Origin of the sequence: Flavonifractor sp. An92, assembly GCF_002159175.1 — a bacterium.
Taxonomy (GTDB): Bacteria; Bacillota; Clostridia; order Oscillospirales; family Oscillospiraceae; genus Pseudoflavonifractor_A.
The window spans coordinates 274980-296918 of sequence record NZ_NFGZ01000001.1 but is presented as its reverse complement, the minus strand read 5'-3'; the positions used below and the strand labels follow the sequence as shown (position 1 = coordinate 296918).

The following is a 21939-nucleotide window of genomic DNA, read 5'->3' as shown; positions in this document are numbered from 1 at the left end:
GCGGAATGGGACCACATTCGGCAGGATTGACTAAAAATTCACAATCTTCCGGGAAATAATTGGTATATCGGAGATTCCGATTGAGAAAATATAGAAAACCAAAGTTGGTTCCGCAGCGGCCGGCCGAAATCGGGCGAAGTCAAGGGAAAAAGTTGCAAGAAGAACTTGTAAATAGCATCAAAATCTTCTATGATAGAGAGCGTAGTAAAAAGCTGTGCCCGCGCACCGCATCCCCACTGATTTTATTGAGGGAGGAAACCGACTTGAAGCAGGATATGATCCTTATTCTGGATCTGGGCAGCGAGGAGAATCCTCGTCTGGCACGCGAGATCCGGGCCCTTGGCGTTTACAGCGAGATCCATCCCCACGACATCACCGCAGAGGAGCTGGCCGCTCTGCCCAATGTGAAGGGCATCATTCTCAACGGCGGCCCCAACCGGGTGGTGGACGGCGTGGAGATCGACGTATCCAAAGACATCTACAACGCTCCTGTGCCGGTGCTGCTGGCCGACCACAAGGGGGACAAGCCCTGGCCCGCCGATCCGGAGGAGCGGAAGCAGGTCCTGTCCAACTTCGTCTTTGGCCTGTGCGGTGCGGAGGCCAACTGGAATATGGAGAACTTCATCGCCGACCAGGTGGAGCTGATCCGGCGGCAGGTGGGGGACAAGAAGGTGCTGCTGGCCCTCAGCGGCGGCGTGGACTCGTCGGTGGTGGCGGCGCTGCTCATCAAGGCCATCGGCAAGCAGCTCACCTGCGTCCACGTGAACCACGGCCTGCTGCGCAAGGGCGAGCCGGAGCAGGTGGTGGAGGTGTTCCGCAACCAGATGGACGCCAACCTCATCTACGTGGATGCGGTGGACCGCTTCCTGGACAAGCTGGCCGGCGTGGCCGAGCCGGAGCGCAAGCGCAAGATCATCGGCGAGGAGTTCATCCGCGTCTTTGAGGAGGAGGCCCGCAAGCTGGACGGCATCGACTTCCTGGCTCAGGGCACCATCTACCCCGACATCATCGAGAGCGGCACCAAGACGGTCAAGGCGGTGAAGAGCCACCACAACGTGGGCGGCCTGCCGGAGGACCTGAACTTTGAACTGGTGGAGCCTCTGAAGATGCTCTTCAAGGACGAGGTCCGCGCCTGCGGCGCGGCGCTGGGACTGCCCGACAGCATGGTGTACCGCCAGCCCTTCCCCGGCCCCGGCCTGGGCGTGCGCTGCCTGGGCGCCATCACCCGGGACCGCCTGGAGGCGGTGCGGGAGAGCGACGCCATCCTGCGGGAGGAGTTCCGCAACGCCGGCCTGGAGGGCAAGGTGTGGCAGTACTTTACCGTGGTGCCCGATTTCAAGTCGGTGGGCGTGCGGGACAATGCCCGGACCTTCGACTGGCCGGTGATCCTGCGTGCGGTGAACACGGTGGACGCCATGACCGCCACGGTGGAGGATGTGCCCTTTATCCTGCTGCAGAAGATCACCCACCGCATCACCAATGAGGTCAAGGGCGTCAACCGCGTGCTCTACGACCTGACGCCCAAGCCCAGCGGCACCATCGAATGGGAATGACGCTCGAAACGGCGAAAACCCGCATGAATACAGGCTTTTTTGCCCGTCCATACTGCTCTTGATACTGGATTGATACTATTTGTGTCCGCCCGGTATTCTCAAGAGAAAAATCCCAAAAGGACAAGCAAAACCGCCCTGCTGAACGACAAATTCAGCAGGGCGGTTTTTTTGCTTGTCTTATTTATTTTTCCGCCAAGGGATATAATATTCGCTTTCCAGGCCATCGTCGCAGGTATGGGGCCAGTTGAGTTTCCATTCAAAATACTCTTCCCTGGTGATCTCCCCGGCGTGTAACTCCTGCTGACGAAAAAGCCATTCCCGCATGAACTCGTCCACAAGGCCATACTGGAAGTACATACCCACGGGAGGGTGTGCGGGCCAGTCATCGCTATCATTGTACCGTACAGCGGTATCATCAGCGGCCCCTGCTCTGCCCGGATTGCGGACAAGTTGGAACAGGCGGATAGCGCCAGGGCTGTCCTCGTCCAGCCAGAAGAATGTCCGCATGAAGTCCTCGGCAGAGCCGGGGGCGATGGTGTAGAAGTTCTGGCGGTCTACCCGCAGCGCCTCGGCCATCTTGTCCAGCAGTTCCCGTTTCGGAACACGGTAATTCGTCTCATACTGGGCGATCCGGTTGTCCGCTCCCTTTTCCTCAAAGCCGATAGCAAGCCCCAATTCCTTTTGTGTCATGCCTCGAAAGGTGCGGATTTTCTTTATCTTGTCTCCGACTGTCATAATATCCCACCGCCTTTGCCAATAGTATAGCGCAAAAAAGCGAAAGATGCAAGATAATCTTTAACAAAAATGCGAAATAAATTCTTGACATTAACACTTATGTTAATGTATAATGAAGATGGTGACATTAACATATTTGCGAAACTAAAATAAGGAGGTGCTGACCATGGAAAAGGAGCTGTTTGTGAGAGCAGAGGAGGTCGCCAGGGAGCTGGGCATTTCCAAGCCCTACGCCTACAAGCTGGTGCGGGAGATGAACGAGGAGCTGAAGAAAAAAGGCTTTCTCACCATTCCCGGACGGGTAAGCAGGCGCTACTTCGAGGAAAAATTCTATGGGCTGCGGGACAGACAATAAGGAGGGAACCACAATGCCGGCATACAAAGACAAGGCAAAGGGCACATGGTATGCGTCCTTTTACTACGAGGACTGGACGGGCAAGAAAGTAAAGAAAATGAAACGGGGCTTTCCCACCAAGCGGGAGGCTCTGGAGTGGGAGCGGACATTCCTGCAACAACAGACCGCCGACCTGGAAATGACCTTTGAAAACTTCGTGGCTGTCTATGTGGCGGACATGAAAGGCCGTATCAAGGAAAACACCTGGGGGACGAAAGAGCATATCCTCTACAAGAAGTTGGTGCCGTACTTCGGCAAGCGGAAGATGTGCGACATTCACTCCAAGGAGGTCATCGCCTGGCAGAATGAAATGCTGGGTTACCGGGACAAGAACGGCAAGCCCTACTCTCCGGTGTACTTAAAAACGCTGCACAATCAGTTGAGCGCCGTGTTCAACCATGCGGTACGGCACTACAATCTAAAGGTCAATCCCGCTGCCCAGGCGGGCAATATGGGAAAGCCAAAGGGACGGGAAATGCTGTTCTGGACAAAGGCGGAGTATCTGAAATTCGCCGAGGCCATGATGGACAAGCCCCTTTCCTATTACGCCTTTGAAATGCTCTACTGGTGCGGCGTCCGGGAGGGGGAGCTGCTGGCCCTCACTCCTGGCGACTTCGACTTTGAGAAACAGACCGTCACCATCTCCAAGTCCTACCAGCGGATTAAGGGCAAGGATGTGATTACCGACCCCAAGACCCCTAAGAGCAACCGGGTCATTCAAATGCCCGCTTTCCTCTGTGAAGAAATGCGAGACTATATCAAGAGCCTGTATGGGGTGAAGCCCACCGACCGCATTTTCACGGTGACAAAATCCTACCTCCACCGGGAGATGGACAGGGGTGCGAAAGAGGCCGGGGTAAAGCGGATCAGAATACACGACCTGAGGCACTCCCACATTTCGCTGCTCATTGACATGGGCTTTACGGCCCTGGCAATCGCTGACCGGGTGGGACATGAAAGCATTGATATTACCTACCGCTACGCCCACCTGTTCCCCACCCGGCAGGCGGAGATGGCGGACAAACTGGACATGGAGCGAAAGGGGGCCTAAATCATGTCAGTGAAAAATCTTGACCGACACAACCGCTGGAGAAACAAAACTGTGGCTTTCCGGGTGTCCCCGGATGAGGACAGGGAAATTGAAACCGCTGTGCGGCTCTCCGGCCTTACCAAACAGGACTACATCACCCGACGGCTGCTGTGCCGGGATGTGGTGGTACAGGGCAACCCCAGGGTGTATAAGGCCCTGCGGAACGAGCTGGCCGCCGTTCTGGAAGAACTGGAGCGTATCGAGGCCGGGAATGGCGTGGATGGGGAGTTGCTGGACACCATCCGGCTGATCGCCGCCATCATGGACGGCATGAGGGAGGATTGATAGATGGATAGATTGCAAGAGAAAACGACTGCCCCATATCCGCCTGTTGGCGCAGACGGGGGACAGTCGCTCTCACAAAAACCTAACCAAAGTATAGCAGAGGGCGTGACAGAACACAAGCCCCCGGAAAGAGATTTGGAGGAAATCCTGCGGCAGATAAGCCGGGTCAATGACCCGGCCTATCTGCCTACCGTGTCTATGAATGACCTCTACGAACAGGTGTACCCCGGCAGACCTCCTGTGGTAGACGGTCTGCTCTATGCGGGGACATATCTCTTTGTGGGCGCTCCCAAGGTGGGCAAGTCCTTTCTCATGGCCCAGCTTGCCTATCATGTGAGTATGGGCCTTTCCCTGTGGGGGTATGAGGTGCGCCAGGGGACAGTCCTCTATCTGGCCCTGGAGGACAACCACCGTCGCTTACAGGAGCGGTTGTACCGGATGTTTGGAGTAGAGAGTACCGGAAACCTGTTCTTTGCCATCGGAGCTAAGCAGCTCGGCGGTGGCCTGGAGGAGCAGCTAAAGGGCTTTGTCCGGGAACACACGGACACCCGGCTTATTATCATCGACACCCTGCAAAAAATCCGGGAGGCCGGGGCAGAGAAGTACAGCTATGCCAACGACTATGAGGTAATCACCAAACTGAAACGGTTTGCCGATATAAGCGGGGTTTGCCTCCTGGTTGTACATCACACCCGCAAGCAGCAGGCCGATGATAAGTTTGATATGATCTCCGGCACCAACGGCTTATTGGGTGCGGCAGACGGGGCCTTTCTGCTCCAAAAGGAGCGGCGGGCAGACAACGCCGCCACCCTGGACATTTCTGGGCGGGATCAGCAAGACCAGCGCCTCTACCTCAAGCGGGACGAGGAACGGCTTGTGTGGGAGCTGGAGCGGCGGGAAACGGAGCTGCGGCAGGAGCCGCCTGACCCGGTGTTGGAGGCTGTTGCCGCCCTGGTAACGGCGGAACGGCCAGAGTGGAGAGGGACGGCCACGGAACTTGTCGCCGCCCTGGGGCTGGATATGAAACCCAATGCCCTGGCTATGCGGCTGAATGTCCGGGCGTGGCGGCTGTCCTATGAGTACCACATCCACTATGAAAGCGCCCGAACCCATGCCGGGCGGAGTATCAAGCTCACGTTGGAGGAACCCCAGGCGTGACGACCGTGACAGCTGTGACAGCTTTTCGGAGTGCGGAGGCGGTGTGTAAAACATCGTCACGGTCGTCACGGCTGTCACGGGGAGCGGGGGCGAAAGTCAAGGGGGGCATACCTGCGGGTGGAGATTGCCGCAAGTCAATACAACCCGTACCCCTTGACTTTCGGCCCACGGAAAACACTTGCCGGGCGGTGGAAAGGCCCCTGGCCTTTCCACCCTGCCCAACGGCGAGTGACAAAGTTTAGGCGGGGTGCAGGGTGCCCTTTTCAAAGGGCGGCCCTGCTGGGGGAGGCAACCGCAGTTGCCGGGGGCAAAGCCCCCACACCACCCCGTAGGGCGCAAATGCGCTTTTGATGGCCGTCAGGCTGTCAAAAGTGCTTTTGCGTTACTTTCGCAGAAAGTAACAAAGGCTCGCCGCTTGCGCGGCGGAAAAGGGAGGAGGGATTGATTTGAAAAGGACAATCAGCGCCATGGTGGGCCAAGGATCGGTGAACCATAACAGTAGAAAATTCCACGCCAAGAACACTGACCCGGAACGCTCCCACTTGAATATAACCTACTGCCAGGAGAATATCAAGGCGGTGTACCATGAACTCTTTGACGAGGCTCTGGAACGGTACAACGCTAAACAAACCAGGGCCGACAGAAGGATAGAGGATTACTATGAGAAGATCCGCTCCGGCAAGCAGGAAAAGCCGTTCCATGAAATCATCCTGCAAGTGGGCAATCGAGATGATATGAGCGCCGACAGCGAGGAGGGACAGCTTGCGGCAGCGGTTTTGGACGAGTACATGAAGGGCTTTCAAGAGCGCAACCCCCAACTCCGGGTGTTCTCTGCCCACCTCCACATGGACGAGGCTACGCCCCATCTGCACATTGACTTTGTACCATTCACCACCGGGAGCAAGCGAGGGCTGGACACGAGGGTATCTTTGAAACAGGCGTTAGCGGCCCAGGGTTTCCAGGGCGGCACCAGAGGGGACACAGAGTGGAGCCAGTGGGTGCGCTCGGAAAAGGAGCAGCTTTCCCTGGTCATGGAGCGCCACGGGATTGAGTGGGAGGACAAAGGCACCCACGACAAGCACTTGTCTGTGCTGGACTACAAGAAAGAGCAGCGGGCAAAGGAGATCGCCGTTCTGGAGACGGTCAAGGCGGAGAAAGAAAACCAGGTGGAGAGCCAGGAACGGCGGCTCAAAGAACTTGCCCCGGCGGTGAAAAATATGGAGCGGTTGGCAGCGGATTTCTCCGCCAATCCGGAGGAGATTTTGCCGGAGCCGGGAACGCTGGAAACAGGCCGGGCCTACCGAGAGAAAAAGGCAAAGCCCCTGCTGGCCCAAATCGTCAAGGTGCTGCGCTCCCTGTATCTGGCCTATGTGGAGCTGCGGGGGAAATTTGAGCGTCTGCAAGGGGACTATGGCCGGGTGAGGGAGAGCAACATCCGCCTGTCTGATCGATTGCAGGAGGTCAAGTTGGAAAACAAGGCCATGCGGCAAGTCTCCGCTGACTATGAGCGGGTCAAAAGGGCCTTTGGCCCAGAACAAGTGGACAGAATATTAGAGGCAGCTTACCAGCAGGAACATGCCGAAAAGGAACGGAAACGGGCCGCAAAGTCAAAAATTCGGATAGACGCACGATAATCACCAAAACCGGAGGGTATTCCAGTGAATACCCTCCGATTTTATTTGTGGAATCGGTAAAATGATTTCTTGTTTTTTAGAGCGTACTATGATATACTGCTATTATCCTGATTTGAGGAGTCTATCAAATATGCGGCAAGGTATTCTTAAATAAAATTTGATAATGGGCGCAAAAATGATTGCCCCTTGCAGGGGCTTGGTTTTTGTACCCAATTTTAAGAATACTTTTGCCTTTTTAGTAAATATCGTGACGGACCGCGGCTTATGTAAGTCGTGTATGTTTCTGTGTGTCCGAAGTCATGATCCCCAGCGGTAAAAGTATTAGCCGCTGGGGATTTTTGCGCCCATTCGGGCCTTGTATGGAGGATAGACATGAACATTATCAATATCGGGATTCTTGCCCATGTAGACGCTGGAAAGACGACCTTGACGGAGAGTCTGCTATATGCCAGTGGAGCCATTTCAGAACCAGGGAGCGTCGAAAAAGGGACAACGAGGACGGACACCTTGTTTTTGGAGCGGCAGCGTGGGATTACCATTCAAGCGGCAGTCACTTCCTTCCAGTGGCACAGATGTAAAGTTAACATTGTGGATACGCCCGGCCACATGGATTTTTTGGCGGAGGTGTACCGCTCTTTGGCTGTTTTAGATGGGGCCATCTTGGTGATCTCCGCGAAAGATGGCGTGCAGGCCCAGACCCGTATTCTGTTCCATGCCCTGCGGAAAATGAACATTCCCACCGTTATCTTTATCAACAAGATCGACCAGGCTGGCGTTGATTTGCAGAGCGTGGTTCAGTCTGTTCGGGATAAGCTCTCCGCCGATATTATCATCAAGCAGACGGTGTCGCTGTCCCCGGAAATAGTCCTGGAGGAAAATACCGACATAGAAGCATGGGATGCGGTCATCGAAAATAACGATGCATTATTGGAAAAGTATATCGCAGGAGAACCAATCAGCCAGGAAAAACTTGCGCGGGAGGAACAGCGGCGGGTTCAAGAAGCCTCCCTGTTTCCGGTCTATCATGGCAGCGCCAAAAAGGGCCTTGGCATTCAACCGTTGATGGATGCGGTGACAGGACTGTTCCAACCGATTGGGGAACAGGGGAGCGCCACCCTATGCGGCAGCGTTTTCAAGGTTGAGTACACCGATTGCGGCCAGCGGCGTGTCTATCTGCGGCTATACAGCGGAACGCTGCGCCTGCGGGATACGGTGGCCCTGGCCGGGAGAGAAAAGCTGAAAATCACAGAGATGCGTATTCCATCCAAAGGGGAAATTGTTCGGACAGACACCGCTTATCCGGGCGAAATTGTTATCCTTCCCAGCGACAGCGTGAGGTTAAACGATGTATTAGGGGATCAAACCCGGCTCCCTCGTAAAAGGTGGCGCGAGGCCCCCCTCCCCATGCTGCGGACGACGATTGCGCCGAAAACGGCAGCGCAAAGAGAACGGCTGCTGGACGCTCTTACGCAACTTGCGGATACTGACCCGCTTTTGCGCTGCGAAGTGGATTCCATCACCCATGAGATCATTCTTTCTTTTTTGGGCCGGGTGCAGTTGGAGGTCGTTTCCGCTTTGCTGTCGGAAAAATACAAGATTGAAACAGTGGTAAAGGAACCCACCGTCATTTATATGGAGCGGCCGCTCAAAGCAGCCAGCCACACCATCCATATCGAGGTGCCGCCCAACCCGTTTTGGGCATCTATCGGACTGTCTGTTACACCACTCCCGCTTGGCTCCGGCGTACAATACGAGAGCCGGGTTTCGCTGGGATACTTGAACCAGAGTTTTCAAAACGCTGTCAGGGATGGTATCCGTTACGGGCTGGAGCAGGGCTTGTTCGGCTGGAACGTAACGGACTGTAAGATTTGCTTTGAATACGGGCTTTATTACAGTCCAGTCAGCACGCCGGCGGACTTCCGCTCATTGGCCCCGATTGTATTGGAACAGGCATTGAAGGAATCGGGGACGCAGCTGCTGGAACCTTATCTCTCCTTCACCCTCTATGCGCCCCAGGAATACCTTTCCAGGGCTTATCATGATGCACCGAAATACTGTGCCACCATCGAAACGGCCCAGGTAAAAAAGGATGAAGTTGTCTTTACTGGCGAGATTCCCGCCCGCTGTATACAGGCATACCGTACTGATCTGGCCTTTTACACCAACGGGCAGAGCGTATGCCTTACAGAGCTAAAAGGGTATCAGGCCGCTGTCGGCCAGCCGGTCATCCAGCCCCGCCGTCCAAACAACCGCCTGGACAAGGTGCGCCATATGTTTCAGAAGGTAATGTAAAGATACATAATCGTCAAGACGGCAACAATCAGAAGTTATGGAGGGTAACAATGGAATATCGTAAGGAAGATTTAATGGAAGCAAAAAAGCAAATTTTGGGAGTGGGAGAGAACATGGGAACAGAGGAAAGTAAAAAAATCTGGGAGGAGAACGCACAATTTTGGGATAATGCAATGGGTGACGAATCTAATGAATTTCACAGAGAGGTAGTGCGTCCCAAAGTAACGGAACTTCTATCTCCTAATCCTGCGGATTATATTTTGGATATTGCGTGTGGCAATGGAAATTATTCTTCGTATCTTGCACAAAGAGGCGCTTCGGTTGTCGCTTTTGATTACAGCAAAAAAATGATAGAATTGGCTAAAAGACGGCAATCACAATATGCAAAACAAATTGAATTTTGTGTGGCGGATGCGACCAATAGAAAAAGTATATTAGAATTAAAAAGAAATCGAGCCTTTACGAAAGCAGTTTCTAATATGGCAATTATGGATATTACGGATATTGAACCACTTCTTATGGCTGTTTATGAACTGTTGCAGGAAAGCGGAATTTTTGTCTTTGCAACGCAACACCCTTGTTTTGTCACGTTGACTGAAAAATATATGACACCGCACAGTTACTATGATATAGCGATTGAAGGGCAACCGAAAGAGCAGATTTATTATCATCGTTCCATACAAGATATTTTTAACCTTTGTTTTAGAGCTGGATTTGTCATTGATGGATTTTATGAAGAATGTTTCAAAACCAACAAAGAAATTCCTATGGTAATGATAGTAAGGCTTAAGAAGGTAAAACGTGATACCTTACAATAAATTCAAGTTTGTCGGGTAAATAGCAAAGCCAGCCGAGCCAGCGGGCGGTCAAGATGAACGGGCTTCGCCCACCGTTGACAGCCCCGCCCGGTTTCGCAGTTAGGCAGTCAAGGAGCGACAGCAAGGAGTGCTGCCGCCCCGCACTATTATTCAGAGAGGGGGAATTTCCATGACAGACCAGAAAGCCTATCAAGAATATATCCAGCGCAGGTACAACGCCTCTTGCAAGGCTGTTATCCGCTGTGCCTGACAGCGTCCGTCCGTGCCGGAATTATGTAGAGCTCCACATAATTCTGTTGTATTTCCCAGCCTTTTGTGATACTATTTTGATACTAATAAACTTTACAGCCGAAAATAGCAGGTGGAATATTAACATATTTGCGAAAGTTTTTCCTGCGAAATCACCTCAAATACACCCTACTATATCTGAATTTGCCGAATGGGAGTAACTTTAAGGTCCTGAAAAGTTCATTATCTCTGCTGATTTTCGAAAATAGGAAAAAGAGCGAGCTGATTTTATACATCAGCTCGCTCTTTTTTACGGTTGGATATGGCAGAAAAGATAAACTACGAATGTATGGTATCTTGACAAATGTAGGATAAAAGACTACAATGACGCTATTCGCTCGGGAGGTATGCTTATGGAACATTCGCGTGAGGAACATCTGGATCTGCGACAGCGCAAGACCCGCAAGCAGCTGGTAGACGCGCTGACCCAACTGCTGGAGGAAAAGCCCTTCCAGGAGTTGTCGGTCACCGACATCTGCCGGCGGGCCATGGTCCACCGCACCACTTTCTACGCCCACTTCAACGACAAGCAGGAGCTGCTGCACTACCTGCTGGAGCGGCTGGAACAGGAGTGCACCGAAACCTGCCTGCCCCAGGACCCGGAACGCAGTCCGCGGGAGTATCTGCTCACCGCCGCGCGGAACGTCTTTGAGTTTTTTGCCCAGCGCCGGGCACTGTACCGGGCCTGCGCCAACAGTGGGGCGGACACTCTGGCCCACACACTGGAGGACTGCGCCGCCGGAGAGGTGTGCCGTCTGCTGTCCGAGCCCCGCTTCCGGGAGGCATCGCCCCAGGTGGACCCCCAGGTGGCCGCCCACTTCTACACCGGAGCCATGCTCGCGCTGATCCGCTGGTGGCTTACCAGCGACGAACCCCTCCCGACCAGTTATCTGCTGGCGAATCTGGAGCAATTCATCCCCATTCAGTGAGGCACTCTTATGCAGGAAAAACGTACCGAAAGCCCGATGACCAAAGTGGCCCGCTTTATCGTCGATAAGCGCAAGGCCTTCTACCTGGTCTTTCTTGCCGCCGTGCTCTTCTGCACGGCCTCCATCGACAAGGTTCAGGTCAACAACGACATCACCTCTTATCTCCCCGCCCAGACGGAGACCCGCCGGGGCCTCACCATTATGGATGAGGAGTTCATCACCCTGGGCAGCGCCAACGTGATGGTGTCCAACGTGACCTATGAGACCGCGCTGGACCTCTCCCACCGGTTGGAAGCCATCTCCGGGGTATCCGAGGTGGCCTTTGACGACACGGAGGAACACTACAAAAACTCGGCTGCCCTGTTCACCATCTCCTTTGACGGGGAGGAGACCGACCCGGCCACCGTGGAGGCCATGAATGAGGTGCTCGCCGCCCTGGACGGCTATGACGTCTACGCCTCCACCCAGATCGGCCGGGACGAGTCGGCCAGCCTGCAGCAGGAGATGACCGTCATCCTGGCCATTGCGGCGGTGGTCATCGTGGTGGTGCTGCTCTTCACCTCCAAGAGTTACATGGAGGTGCCGGTCTACCTCATCGTCTTTGTGGCAGCGGCGGTGCTGAACATGGGCACCAACTTCATCTTCGGCACCATCTCCTTTATTACCAACTCCATCGCCGTGGTCCTGCAGCTGGCCCTGGCCATCGACTACGCCATCATCTTCTGCCACCGCTATATGGAGGAGCGGGACAACGGCCTGGACCCCCGGGAAGCGGACATCGCCGCCCTGAGCAAGGCCATCGTGGAGATCTCCTCCTCCAGCCTGACCACCATCTCCGGCCTGGTTGCCCTGATGCTCATGCAGCTGAAGATCGGCTTTGATATGGGCATCGTCCTCTCCAAGGGCATCGTGTGCTCCATGCTGAGCGTCTTTTTGCTCATGCCCGGCCTGCTCATGCTCTTCAGCAAGCCCATCGACCGCACCCGCCACCGCAATCTGGTGCCCAAGATCAACTTCTGGGGCAAGGCGGTGGTCCGGCTGCGCTACATCCTGCCCCCCATTTTTCTGGTGGTGGTGGTGGGCGGGGCGGTGCTCTCCTCCCACTGTGACTATGTCTTTGACACCAACGACACCGACTTTGACAACAAGCCCGACTGGCGCATCGCCGACGAAAAGGTGGCCGATACCTTCGGCTCCAAAAACACCATCGCCGTGCTGGTGCCCCGGGGAGACTACAACAAGGAGAAAAACGTCCTGCAGCGGGTCTCGGAGCTGCCCCAGGTGACCCAGGCCACCGGCCTTGCCAACATCGAGGTGGAGGACGGCCGGATGCTCACCGACGAGATGACGCCCCGGCAATTCTCGGAGCTGGCCGGGGTGGACATCGAGCTGGCGCGGCTCCTCTACCAGGCCTACGGCCTGAGCGTGGAGGAGTACGGGGCCATCTTCCAGAACCCGGACGACTACGCGGTGCCCCTCATCGACGTCTTTGAATTCCTGTTGGATCAGAAGGACAAGGGCGTTGTAAACCTCACCGGGGAACAGGCCGACAAAGTGGACGATCTCCAGGAGCAGCTGGACGTGGGCCTGGAGCAGCTGCGGGGCGAGAACTGGTCCCGGCTGGTCTTTATTGCCGATGTTCCTACCGAGGGCGACGAGACCTACGCCCTCCTGGATGAGATCCGCGCCATCGCCCAGGACTACTATGGGGACGATGTGATCCTGGTGGGCAACTCCACCAACGCCTTCGACCTGGCCAGCTCCTTCTCCGGCGACAATATGAAGATCAGCATTCTCACCGCGCTCTTTGTCATGGTGATCCTGCTCTTCACTTTCAAGTCGGCGGGCCTGCCCATCCTGCTGGTCCTCACCATCCAGGGCTCCATCTGGATCAACTTCTCGGTGCCGGTGCTGACCGGGACCAACCTGTTCTTCCTGAGCTATCTGGTGGTCAGCTCCATCCAGATGGGCGCCACCATCGACTACGCCATCGTCATCACCAACCGGTATCTGGAGCTGAAAACCCTGATGGACCGGAAGCAGGCGGCGGTGGAGGCCCTGAGCCAGAGCTTCCCCACCATCCTCACCTCCGGTACCATCATGGCGGTGGCCGGCTTCCTCATCGGGGGCATCTCCACCGACGCCACCATCGGCTCGGTGGGTCAGACTCTGGGCCGGGGCACCGTCACCTCCATCATCCTGGTCATGACGGTGCTGCCTCAGCTGCTCATGCTGGGCGACGCCCTCATCGAGCGCACCGCCATCACCCTCAACCGGGACCGCAAGCAGCGCTTCAACCAGGGCACCATGCGCCTGGACGGCCACGTGCGGGGGCATGTGGCAGGCTTTGTGGATGGCGAGTTCAAGGGCGTGATCCACGGCAGCGTGGACGCCCTCATCGAGAGCAAGTATCAGGAGCTGGAGACCCCGGAACAGGAGGAAGATTCATGAAATATACCCAGCGGGGAGCCGCCCTTCTGACCGCACTGGCGCTCCTCTGTACCCTGACTCTGCCGGCGGCGGCCGCCGCCGACACGGTCACCATTGCCAATGTGGAGGATTGGGTGGATTTTTCCCGGCAGTGTACCCGGGACACCTGGTCCCAGGGCCGCACGGTGGAGCTCACCGCCGATCTGGACCTGACCGGGGCCGACTGCTCGCCGGTCCCCATCTTCCAGGGGACTTTTCACGGCAACGGTCACACCATCTCCGGGCTTTCGTTCAACGGGAAGGGCTCCAAGGTGGGTCTCTTCCGCACCTTGACCCAGAGCGCCGTGGTGACCGATCTCACCGTGGAGGGGACGCTGCTTCCCCAGGGGTCTGCCAGCCAGGCGGGCCTGCTGGCGGGTGAGAACTACGGCACCATCCGCCACTGCACCGCCCAGGGGACCGTGTCCGCCCAGGAGGACGTGGGCGGACTGGTGGGCCTCAACGGCGAGGGGGGTGTGATCACCATCTGTACCAGCGCCGCCACCCTCACCGGCGTGACCAACGTGGGCGGTATCACCGGCCAGAACCTGGGCACGGTGGAGAGCTGCACCAACACCGGCGCCATCAACACCCAGGCCGACCAGGAGACCCCCACCAGCGTGGGCGGCATTGCGGGCCTGTCCCGGGGGACCATCCGCAGCTGCACCAACACCGGCGCGGTGGGCTACCAGCATGTGGGCTATAACATGGGCGGAATCGCCGGCCTTCAGTCGGGGGAAATTTCCTCCTGCACCAATACGGCCGCCATCCGGGGCCGCAAGGATGTGGGGGGCATCGCGGGTCAGTTTGAGCCCAGCACCAACCTCACCTATGGTGAGTCCCCCGCGCAGAAGGTGGCCGACAGCCTCTCCGACCTGTTCAGCCAGCTGGAGCACTTCACGGAGCAGCTCAATGACATGGTGGACCGGGGCGTGGAGGACGCCCAGGCCATCCACGACTCGGTCTCGGCCATCCAGGACCGCACCCACGCCGCCGGGACCGAGGGACATACCGACTTCCGGGCCATGTCGGACCAGCTCTACCAGTACACCACCACCATCAGCGGCAGTCTGGACGGGCTGCGGGGGGCGCTGGACCAGTTCAGCGACGAGGCCAGCGATCAGATCCAGGAGGCCCTGGACCAGACTGACCGCATGCTGGAGCTGCTGGACGACCTGCTGTCTCAGGCGGACAGCGGGCTGAGCCAGTCCATTGAGGCGCTGGAGGATACCGTCTCCTCCATCCAAACCCAGCTCCGGCGGGTCCGGACCCACTACCAGACCATGGTGGAGGAGCTGGAGAATCTGAAGCAGTATGTGGCCGACGTGGCCCGCCTCATCGCCGCCGGGGAATTCGAAGAGGCCCTGGGGCTTCCGTTCCCCTCGGTGGACCTGAAGGGACATTGCACTGCCATAGCTGACGGTGTGGAGGAGGCCATCCATCTGGCCGCCCGCCTGCCCGGGGAGTGGAACAAGATCTACGACCACACCTCGAACGAGCTGAATGAGACCGGGAAAGCGATGAATGAGGCACAGGACGCCCTCGATGAGGCCCTCACCGCCCTGAATCAGGCGTGGGACGGGACCTCGGACGCGGTGGGTGAGGAGCTGGACGTTGTGAGCAGTGAGGCCGACCACATCCGGGACCTGCTCAAGAGCTACACCGACAGCCTGGGCGACAAAGCCCAGGCCGCCGTGGATGACATCGACCAGGAGCTCACCGCCATCCAGGACCGGGTGGACCAGATGACCCAGGCCGCCGGGGCGGACAACGACGCCCTTCACGCCACCAGCCAGGCCATTCTGGACCAGATGGAGGAGGTGCGCCAGGCCATCTCCGGGCTGGGGGAGGAGCCGGAGCTTACCGTCACGGACCTGACCGACGGGATCGACCAGGGGCCCGGCCTTATCAAGGGGTGTACCGCCTCCGGTACGGTGGAGGGGGACTCCAACGTGGGCGGCATCGTGGGCACCGTGTCCACCGAGTTGGGCGACGACCCGGAGGCCACCTTTGACCTGGGCGACCTGGAGCTGATGAGCGATGTGTACGCCACCCTGCGGGCGGTGGTGCGGGACTGCCGCTTTGACGGAGCCGTCACCGTGAAGAACGAGTGCGGCGGCGGCGTGGCCGGCCGCTGTGAGGCCGGAGTCATTCTGGACTGCGCCGCCCGGGGCACGGTGGAGACCGGCGGGGACTACTGCGGCGGCATCGCCGGCCGCACCCGGGGCAAGGTGATCCGCTGTGCCGCCCTCACCGATCTCACCGGCGAGAGCTGGCTGGGCGGCATCGCCGGCCTGGGCGAGGACATCGCCGACTGCCGCGCCATGGTCCGCGCCGACAGCGAAGGGGAGTACCAGGGCGCCATCGCCGGACAGGCGGAGGGCACCCTCACCGACAACCGCTATCTGATGGAGGAGCTGGCCGGACTGGACGGGGTGGACTATGCCGAGGCCGCCCAGGGCCTGGACTTTGCCACCTTTGCGCAGCTCTCGTACATCCCCGCCGACTTCCTCACCTTCTCCTACCGCTTTGTGGTGAACGGACAGACCGTGGCCGAGATCCCCTTCGCCTATGGGGACGACCTGGACCTGAGCCAGGTGCCAGAGGCCCCGGAACAGGACGGCCAGTACGGCCAGTGGCCGGAGTTCCCCACCGAGGACCTGCGCCGCTCGCTGGTGCTGGAGGCCCAGTTCACCTCCCCCAGCTCCACGCTGGCTGACCAGAACGGGGTGGCCCAACTGCTGGTGGAGGGCACCTTTGCCCCGGACGCCACCCTCACGGTCCAGCAGGAGGAGCTGCCCGGCCAGGAGGTGGAGGGCGGCACGCCCCACGCGGCCTGGAGCTACACTGTCACCGGCAGTCAGGCCGATACCCTCACGGTGCGCCTGCGGGCGGACGGGGTGAAGAAACCCGCCGCCGCCGTGTACCAGGACGGCCGTTGGCAGCGGGTGGACAGCACCCTGGACGGCAGCTACCTGGTCTTTACGGCGCCCACGGAGGGCAGCGTCCTGCTGCTGGAGGGGGCGCAGGGCCCCGAAGCGTGGATGCTCCTCGCCGGGGGCGGAGTGATCGTGCTGGCGGCGCTGGGCCTGCTGGCCGTGGCGGTCCGAAAGCGGGGCCGCGCCAAAGTATCCGACGCCGATTCCTGACAAAAAAGGTCTTACCGATTTTAATAATCGGTAAGACCTTTTTTATTACTCCGGGTGGTCCAGCATGGTCAGCTGGGTCCGAATGCGCGTTTGCAGGGCCTGGCGGAAGGCCTCCGGCTCCTGGACCTCCAGCACCGGGCCGAAGGAGAGGACGCGGATGAGTACCTCGGGCTCATCCGTGGGATCGTACCAGAGGGTGATCTGGTAGAGGTGCGGCTCCAGCTTCCGGGTCTCCTTTTCAAAGTGGGAGAAATGCAGGAGGACGCGCTCCAGGCCGTTGCGCTCATTGTGGAGCAGGAGGGTGAGCCGTTTCCGCTGCACCTGCGGCAGAGTAAAGTCGGCGGGATCATAGGGCTCCAGCAGCTCACAGGAGCAGATGCGGGCCAGATTGAGGGTGTAGAGACGGCGCTGTCGCACCGCCAGAAGCCGGAATTTGTCGTCCTTGGAGGAGTACTCCAACCGGTAGGGGGTACAGGGCAAGGTGTGGAGCGCCCCGTTCTTGCTGTGGAAGCGGACGAGCAGCCTGCGCTTGGTGTGAAGAGCCTCCCGTATGGTCTGGAAGCGGGCGATATAGTCCGCGTCCCCATAGGGGTCGCCGTCGTGGTATTGATCGAAGCGGACGAAGGTGTCCGGGCGGTAGAGCGGCTCCACATCTTCCAGACCGGTGGTGTCCGGCGTGAAGAGGGCGATGCGCGGGTCGGAGAGCAGGGCTTTCAGCCACCGCTTCTGAAGCAGAGTCAGCGGCATGGTGGGCGGATGCCGGAGCACCGAGCGGAGCTCCCCGTCCAGCAGCGGCCATTCCCCCGACTTCAGAGCAGCCGGGATGGAGAGGGTGCTCTCGCCGAAGGCCTTTTCCTGTACGATGGCGGTGAGCCGCTGGGGCGTCAGGGGGCCGTCGGAAGCCTCGGTCAGGATGGCGGCCACCACATTGAAATAGCTGCCATAGATCTCACTGAACAGCACGGGCGTCACCTCCGTAAAGAGCGGCCATGCGCTCCAGATCCTGCTGAAAGCGCTCCACCACCGCCGGGTCGCTGCATCGGAGCTCCACGATACGCCCGATGAAGGTACGCAGCCAGGGGAGCAGCTCCATGGCGTCGTACACATCCGCGGTGAAGCGGCAGGTCTGCTCATCCAGAATCTGGACCGAGCCGTGGCGCTTCTCGCGCTGGAGCCGCTGGGGGATGTACTCCTCCCAGGGGGCGTACCGGATGGTCATTTCCAGGTGGTCCAGCGTGCGGCGGGTGTTGCCGGAGACGCCCCAGAGGTGCCCGTCCAGGGCCTGCTGCGCGGCCAGATAGGTCTCATATTGGGGTTCCACGGCCCCGGCTTTGACCGTCCGGATGGCGTCCAGGCGGACAAAGACCAGTTGGCCGCCCATATACGCGTGGCCCAGCAGATACTGGCGGCCGGACTGGGTGCTGATGTAGATTTTCAGAGGACAGACCGTCCGGCGGACCTCACGACTGCTGTGTACGTTCCGGACGGTCAGCTCCACAGTGCGGTGGGCCTCCATGGCCAGCAAGAGCTCACAGAGCACATCGCTATCCAGGGCGTGGAGGATGTAGTGGTGCTTGAAGCGGAAGAGGTCGGACGGCTCCTCCTGCCGGTCCATCAGGAAGGAGCCGATCACGCCCAGGGGGTCCTCCTCCGAAAAGAAGGCCAGGGCGTCGGTCCAGGACTCCAGCGGGAAGGGAGTGTCGTCTGTCCGCTGGTAGCGGAGCTCCTGGCCGTGTTTTTCGGAGCGGAGCAGACCCAGGCGCTCATATTCCTTCAGCTTTTTGCGGACGGTGGATTCATCCGGGGAGACCGCGCCGGGAAAGCGGGAGAGATAGTGGTCCTGCATACCGTCGATCAGCTCCCGCACCGAGCACAGGTTGCCGTCGGCCAGCAGGTCCAGGAGGTAGAAGTGCAGGAGAATGTCTGTGTTGGTGAAGCTCTTGGCCTTGAAGGCCTTGTAGAGAGGATTGCGTGGGATGACGCGGCTGTCCACCGAGAGAAACACACGCTTGCCGGAGGGGTCCTGGTGGAAGGACAGATAGCCCCCCAGCCAGCTTTCGATCCTCCGCCGCTCATTGTCGTAGCTGCGGGCGCTCTTTTCCCCGTACTGGTCCCGGCTCCTGAAGCCGTAGACATAGAATTCCCGCATGTAGCTGCGGATGCGCTCAAAATGCTTGATGAGTTCCTGATAGGCCAAAAGTTCCACCTCCAAGCCGGGTTGTGAGGCTATTTTATCACAGGGACCGGGCAAAGAAAAGCAAGAGCCTCCGGGAGAAGTAAGTTTCTTCCAGAGGCTCGCACCTTTTTTTCCGGGCTTTTCCGGGCGGGATCAGGTATGCTTAGTCCATCAAACAAACCAAGAGAAAGGGAGAACAATATGATTACCATTCAGGGAAACTGCAACACGGCCATTTGTTACACCGACCAGCTGGAGGCAGCGGCGTATGAGCAGATCCGGACGGTATGCGACCAGCCGGAGTTTGCCGGCTGCAAGATCCGCATCATGCCGGACGTCCACGCCGGAAAGGGCTGCACCATCGGCACCACCATGACCATCCGGGACAAGATCGTGCCGGGCATGGTGGGCGTGGACATCGGCTGCGGCATGGAGACGGTGGAGCTGGCGGAGCGTGAGATCGACTTTGAACAGCTGGATGCCCTCATCCGCAGAGAGATTCCCTGCGGCCGTGAGGTGCGGGAAACCCCACACGCGCTGAACCAGGACATCGACCTGACCCAGCTGCGCTGCGCCGGCCACATGGATCTCCAGCGCGCCAGAAACAGCATCGGCACGCTGGGCGGCGGCAACCACTTCATCGAGGTAGACCGCGCCGAGGACGGCCGCCTCTTTCTGGTGGTCCACTCGGGCAGCCGTCACCTGGGCACCGAGGTGGCCGAGTACTACCAGGAGGAGGGCTGGAAGGCCCTGAACAACCGCGCGTACGACCAGCTCCAGGACGTCATCCAGCGCCTGAAGGCGGAGGGCCGCGCCCGGGAGATCCAGGCGACCATCCAGGAGCTGAAGAGCAAGGAGACCTGTAAGATGCCCAGGGACCTGGCCTATGTGGAGGGCAAGCGGTTTGAGGACTACATCCACGACATGAAGCTGACGCAGCACTTCGCCATGCTCAACCGCAAGGCCATGGTGGACGTCATCCTGGCCGGCATGGGTCTCACCGCGGTGGAGACCTTCACCACCATCCACAACTACATCGATACGGACGCCATGATCCTGCGCAAGGGCGCGGTCTCGGCCAAGGCGGGAGAAAAGCTGCTGATCCCCATCAACATGCGGGATGGCAGTCTGATCTGCACCGGCAAGGGCAACGAGGACTGGAACTGTTCGGCGCCCCACGGCGCTGGCCGCCTGATGAGCCGCCAGGCAGCGCGGAACACGCTGTCGATGGCGGAGTTCCAGGCGGAGATGGAGGGCATCTACACCACCTGTGTGCTGCCGGATACGCTGGATGAGTCGCCGATGGCCTACAAGAGCGTGGACGAGATCGTGAGCCACATCGGTCCCACGGTCCACATCGAGACCCGCATCCGCCCGATCTACAACTTCAAGGCGGCGGATTAAGAGCGCGGCTGGGCGGCGGTCTGTTGGGGTTCCGGAGCGGGCAGCCAGCGGACCGCCGCCAGATGGTGGAACAGGGTCGCGAACACCAGGCCGAAGGTCACACCCAGGACGGTGTCCGCGATGCGCAGCAGCACCGCGCCCTGGAGCCCATAGAGCCCGGTGCCCAGCATCAGAGCACCGAAGCAATTGAGGGCCGTCTTGTACCGGTAGTCGGTGCAGAAGCCCAGGCACAGCCCGCCCAGGGGGCCCATCAGCGGGTGAAAGGCCTCGGGGGTGACCAGGTACAGGGCGTAAAACGCCAGGGAACCCGCCAGCGCACCCACGATGCGCTGCCAGAAGCGGGTGGCGGTGCTGCCGGAGTAGGGATACTCGGACAGCAGAGACGCGCAGGCAAAGCCCATCCACATGAAGCGCTCCACATGAAATACCTGCCCGGCGGACAGCACCAGGCTCACCCCCAGGGCCATGCGCAGCTGCCACAGGTGGAGCGGGTTGGAGAGGCGGAATTTCCGCATCAAGTGGTGAAAACGGGTGGTCTTGTGCTGGCCCCGGTGCTTGGCGAAGAGAATAGCGCCGCAGATCAGGTAGCCCACCAGGGCCAGGAGCCCGCGGCGCAGGAGGGCCTCGCCGGCCACCGGATTGCCGGTCAGATAGACATAGGCGAAGCTGTACAGGCCGCCGTTGCCCATTTCGGGTCGCTGGGTGGTGATGCACAGCAGGGCAAAAAAGGCCGCGAAGTGCAGCGGGATCAGGAGGAGCGGCGGGAGGACCGCCGCCGCGCAGGGGGCCAGGACCAGAATGGCCAGCGCCGCGGCCAGGGCGATGAGGGAGTCGCCGATGCAGTACTCAAAATGGACGAAGCGGATGCCCAGCATCATGCAGAACAGGGCCACGGCCAGGGGGGTATTGTCCGCGCCGAACAGGCCGGAGAGGACGCTGATGAACACGATGGCAAAGCCCACAATGAGGGCCGAGCGGATAGCCATGGCGTTCCAGTAGTAGGCCTTCTCCCCGGTCGTGTCACAGGCGGCGATCTTCCGCTTCAGCACGGCGGGGTCCAGCTGCAGCGCGTCATAGAAGTTCATGTTCACAGGTCGGTTCCGTTCCTTTCTCCAAATGTGCGGCGAGGCGGTCTGCGTAGTACATAAAAGCCTCGAAATCCTCCTTCGAGCTGTGCCACAGGTCGTAGAAGGGCTGTAAAATGCTCTCGTAGCCCCGCTTCAGTTCAGCCAGGCCGGTCTCGGTGATGAACAGCTGATAGCTCCGCTCGTCCGAGGTACTGCGCTCCTTGCGGATGCAGTTTTTTTCATAGAGCGCCTTCAGGCAGCGGCTCACCGCTTCTTTCTTCATGCCGCTGCCCTGGCTGAGCAGAACAGGCGTGTTCTGGCCCGGCTGCAGATACAGCCGGGCCAGAAGCTCACATTCACTGGCGGTCAGTGCCGAGCTGCGCACCGGCAGCAGGGAACGCACGATCTTTTGCATCTGCTGCTGATAGTGCATCATGTCGGTCCATTCCATCTGGATGCCGTCCTCTCTTGATATAGTTAACGTTGTTAATTATATGC

General features: G+C 58.8%; 17 protein-coding genes and 1 pseudogene. 13 read left to right on the top strand and 5 right to left on the bottom strand.

Annotated elements, in window-relative coordinates:
- Window positions 1-275 precede the first annotated feature (275 nt).
- On the top strand, window positions 276-1553 hold the full coding sequence (gene guaA / locus B5G43_RS01520) for a glutamine-hydrolyzing GMP synthase (RefSeq protein WP_343214369.1): 1278 nt from the start codon (window positions 276-278) through the stop codon (window positions 1551-1553).
- Window positions 1554-1730: 177 nt separating this feature from the next.
- Here guaA and B5G43_RS01515 read toward each other — a convergent pair whose 3' ends face one another.
- Window positions 1731-2288, bottom strand: coding sequence for a helix-turn-helix transcriptional regulator (locus tag B5G43_RS01515; protein WP_004010378.1), 558 nt, complete (start codon window positions 2286-2288; stop codon window positions 1731-1733).
- 166 nt (window positions 2289-2454) lie between these two features.
- Here B5G43_RS01515 and B5G43_RS01510 point away from each other — a divergent pair, with 166 nt between their 5' ends.
- The 11 genes and pseudogenes from B5G43_RS01510 (at window position 2455) to B5G43_RS01460 (ending at window position 16794) form a co-directional block, all read left to right on the top strand.
- A complete protein-coding gene (locus B5G43_RS01510; RefSeq protein ID WP_004010379.1) occupies window positions 2455-2643 on the top strand; it encodes a hypothetical protein in 189 nt (62 codons plus the stop codon).
- Between the two features lie 13 nt (window positions 2644-2656).
- A complete protein-coding gene (locus B5G43_RS01505; RefSeq protein ID WP_004010380.1) occupies window positions 2657-3733 on the top strand; it encodes a site-specific integrase in 1077 nt (358 codons plus the stop codon).
- A 3-nt stretch (window positions 3734-3736) separates the two neighbouring features.
- Window positions 3737-4057 (top strand): hypothetical protein, encoded by a 321-nt coding sequence (locus B5G43_RS01500; RefSeq protein WP_004010381.1) that lies wholly within the window; start codon window positions 3737-3739, stop codon window positions 4055-4057.
- 3 nt (window positions 4058-4060) lie between these two features.
- A complete protein-coding gene (locus B5G43_RS01495) occupies window positions 4061-5215 on the top strand; it encodes a helicase RepA family protein (RefSeq protein ID WP_031474225.1) in 1155 nt (384 codons plus the stop codon).
- 446 nt (window positions 5216-5661) lie between these two features.
- On the top strand, window positions 5662-6849 hold the full coding sequence (locus B5G43_RS01490; protein WP_228275371.1) for a plasmid recombination protein: 1188 nt from the start codon (window positions 5662-5664) through the stop codon (window positions 6847-6849).
- A gap of 372 nt (window positions 6850-7221) precedes the next feature.
- Window positions 7222-9141, top strand: coding sequence for a tetracycline resistance ribosomal protection protein Tet(W) (tet(W), locus tag B5G43_RS01485; protein ID WP_031474227.1), 1920 nt, complete (start codon window positions 7222-7224; stop codon window positions 9139-9141).
- 50 nt (window positions 9142-9191) lie between these two features.
- Window positions 9192-9959: a class I SAM-dependent methyltransferase gene (locus B5G43_RS01480; protein WP_004010385.1), complete on the top strand. Its 768-nt coding sequence runs from the start codon at window positions 9192-9194 to the stop codon at window positions 9957-9959.
- Window positions 9960-10128: 169 nt separating this feature from the next.
- Window positions 10129-10206 (top strand): annotated as a pseudogene (locus B5G43_RS17625) (sigma-70 family RNA polymerase sigma factor); the annotation flags it as partial.
- A 394-nt stretch (window positions 10207-10600) separates the two neighbouring features.
- Complete coding sequence (locus B5G43_RS01470) at window positions 10601-11176, top strand: TetR/AcrR family transcriptional regulator (RefSeq protein WP_158097325.1); 576 nt, start codon at window positions 10601-10603, stop codon at window positions 11174-11176.
- A gap of 9 nt (window positions 11177-11185) precedes the next feature.
- The gene (locus B5G43_RS01465) at window positions 11186-13627 is read left to right on the top strand and encodes an MMPL family transporter (RefSeq protein WP_087258239.1); all 2442 of its coding nucleotides are present in this window, start codon (window positions 11186-11188) and stop codon (window positions 13625-13627) included.
- A complete protein-coding gene (locus tag B5G43_RS01460) occupies window positions 13624-16794 on the top strand; it encodes a GLUG motif-containing protein (protein WP_087258236.1) in 3171 nt (1056 codons plus the stop codon). The genes B5G43_RS01465 and B5G43_RS01460 overlap by 4 nt, the downstream gene beginning before the upstream one ends.
- A 45-nt stretch (window positions 16795-16839) precedes the next feature.
- Here the strand turns inward: B5G43_RS01460 and B5G43_RS01455 are convergent, their stop codons facing one another.
- Together B5G43_RS01455 and B5G43_RS01450 are read right to left on the bottom strand one after the other, a co-directional pair.
- Window positions 16840-17757: a WYL domain-containing protein gene (locus tag B5G43_RS01455; protein ID WP_087258233.1), complete on the bottom strand. Its 918-nt coding sequence runs from the start codon at window positions 17755-17757 to the stop codon at window positions 16840-16842.
- Entirely contained in the window at window positions 17744-19000 is a 1257-nt protein-coding gene (locus tag B5G43_RS01450; RefSeq protein WP_343214368.1) for a WYL domain-containing protein, read from the bottom strand. Before B5G43_RS01450 ends, B5G43_RS01455 begins: the two co-directional genes overlap by 14 nt.
- A gap of 171 nt (window positions 19001-19171) precedes the next feature.
- Between B5G43_RS01450 and B5G43_RS01445 the strand changes: the two genes are divergently transcribed.
- A complete protein-coding gene (locus B5G43_RS01445; RefSeq protein ID WP_087258227.1) occupies window positions 19172-20374 on the top strand; it encodes an RtcB family protein in 1203 nt (400 codons plus the stop codon).
- Here the strand turns inward: B5G43_RS01445 and B5G43_RS01440 are convergent.
- Both B5G43_RS01440 and B5G43_RS01435 read right to left on the bottom strand, forming a co-directional pair.
- On the bottom strand, window positions 20371-21459 hold the full coding sequence (locus B5G43_RS01440) for an FUSC family protein (protein ID WP_087258224.1): 1089 nt from the start codon (window positions 21457-21459) through the stop codon (window positions 20371-20373). The genes B5G43_RS01445 and B5G43_RS01440 overlap by 4 nt on opposite strands.
- Window positions 21446-21892 carry a helix-turn-helix domain-containing protein gene (locus B5G43_RS01435; RefSeq protein WP_087258221.1) on the bottom strand — a complete coding sequence of 149 codons (447 nt, stop codon included), beginning with the start codon at window positions 21890-21892 and terminating at the stop codon, window positions 21446-21448. Before B5G43_RS01435 ends, B5G43_RS01440 begins: the two co-directional genes overlap by 14 nt.
- Between the last annotated feature and the right edge of the window lie 47 nt (window positions 21893-21939).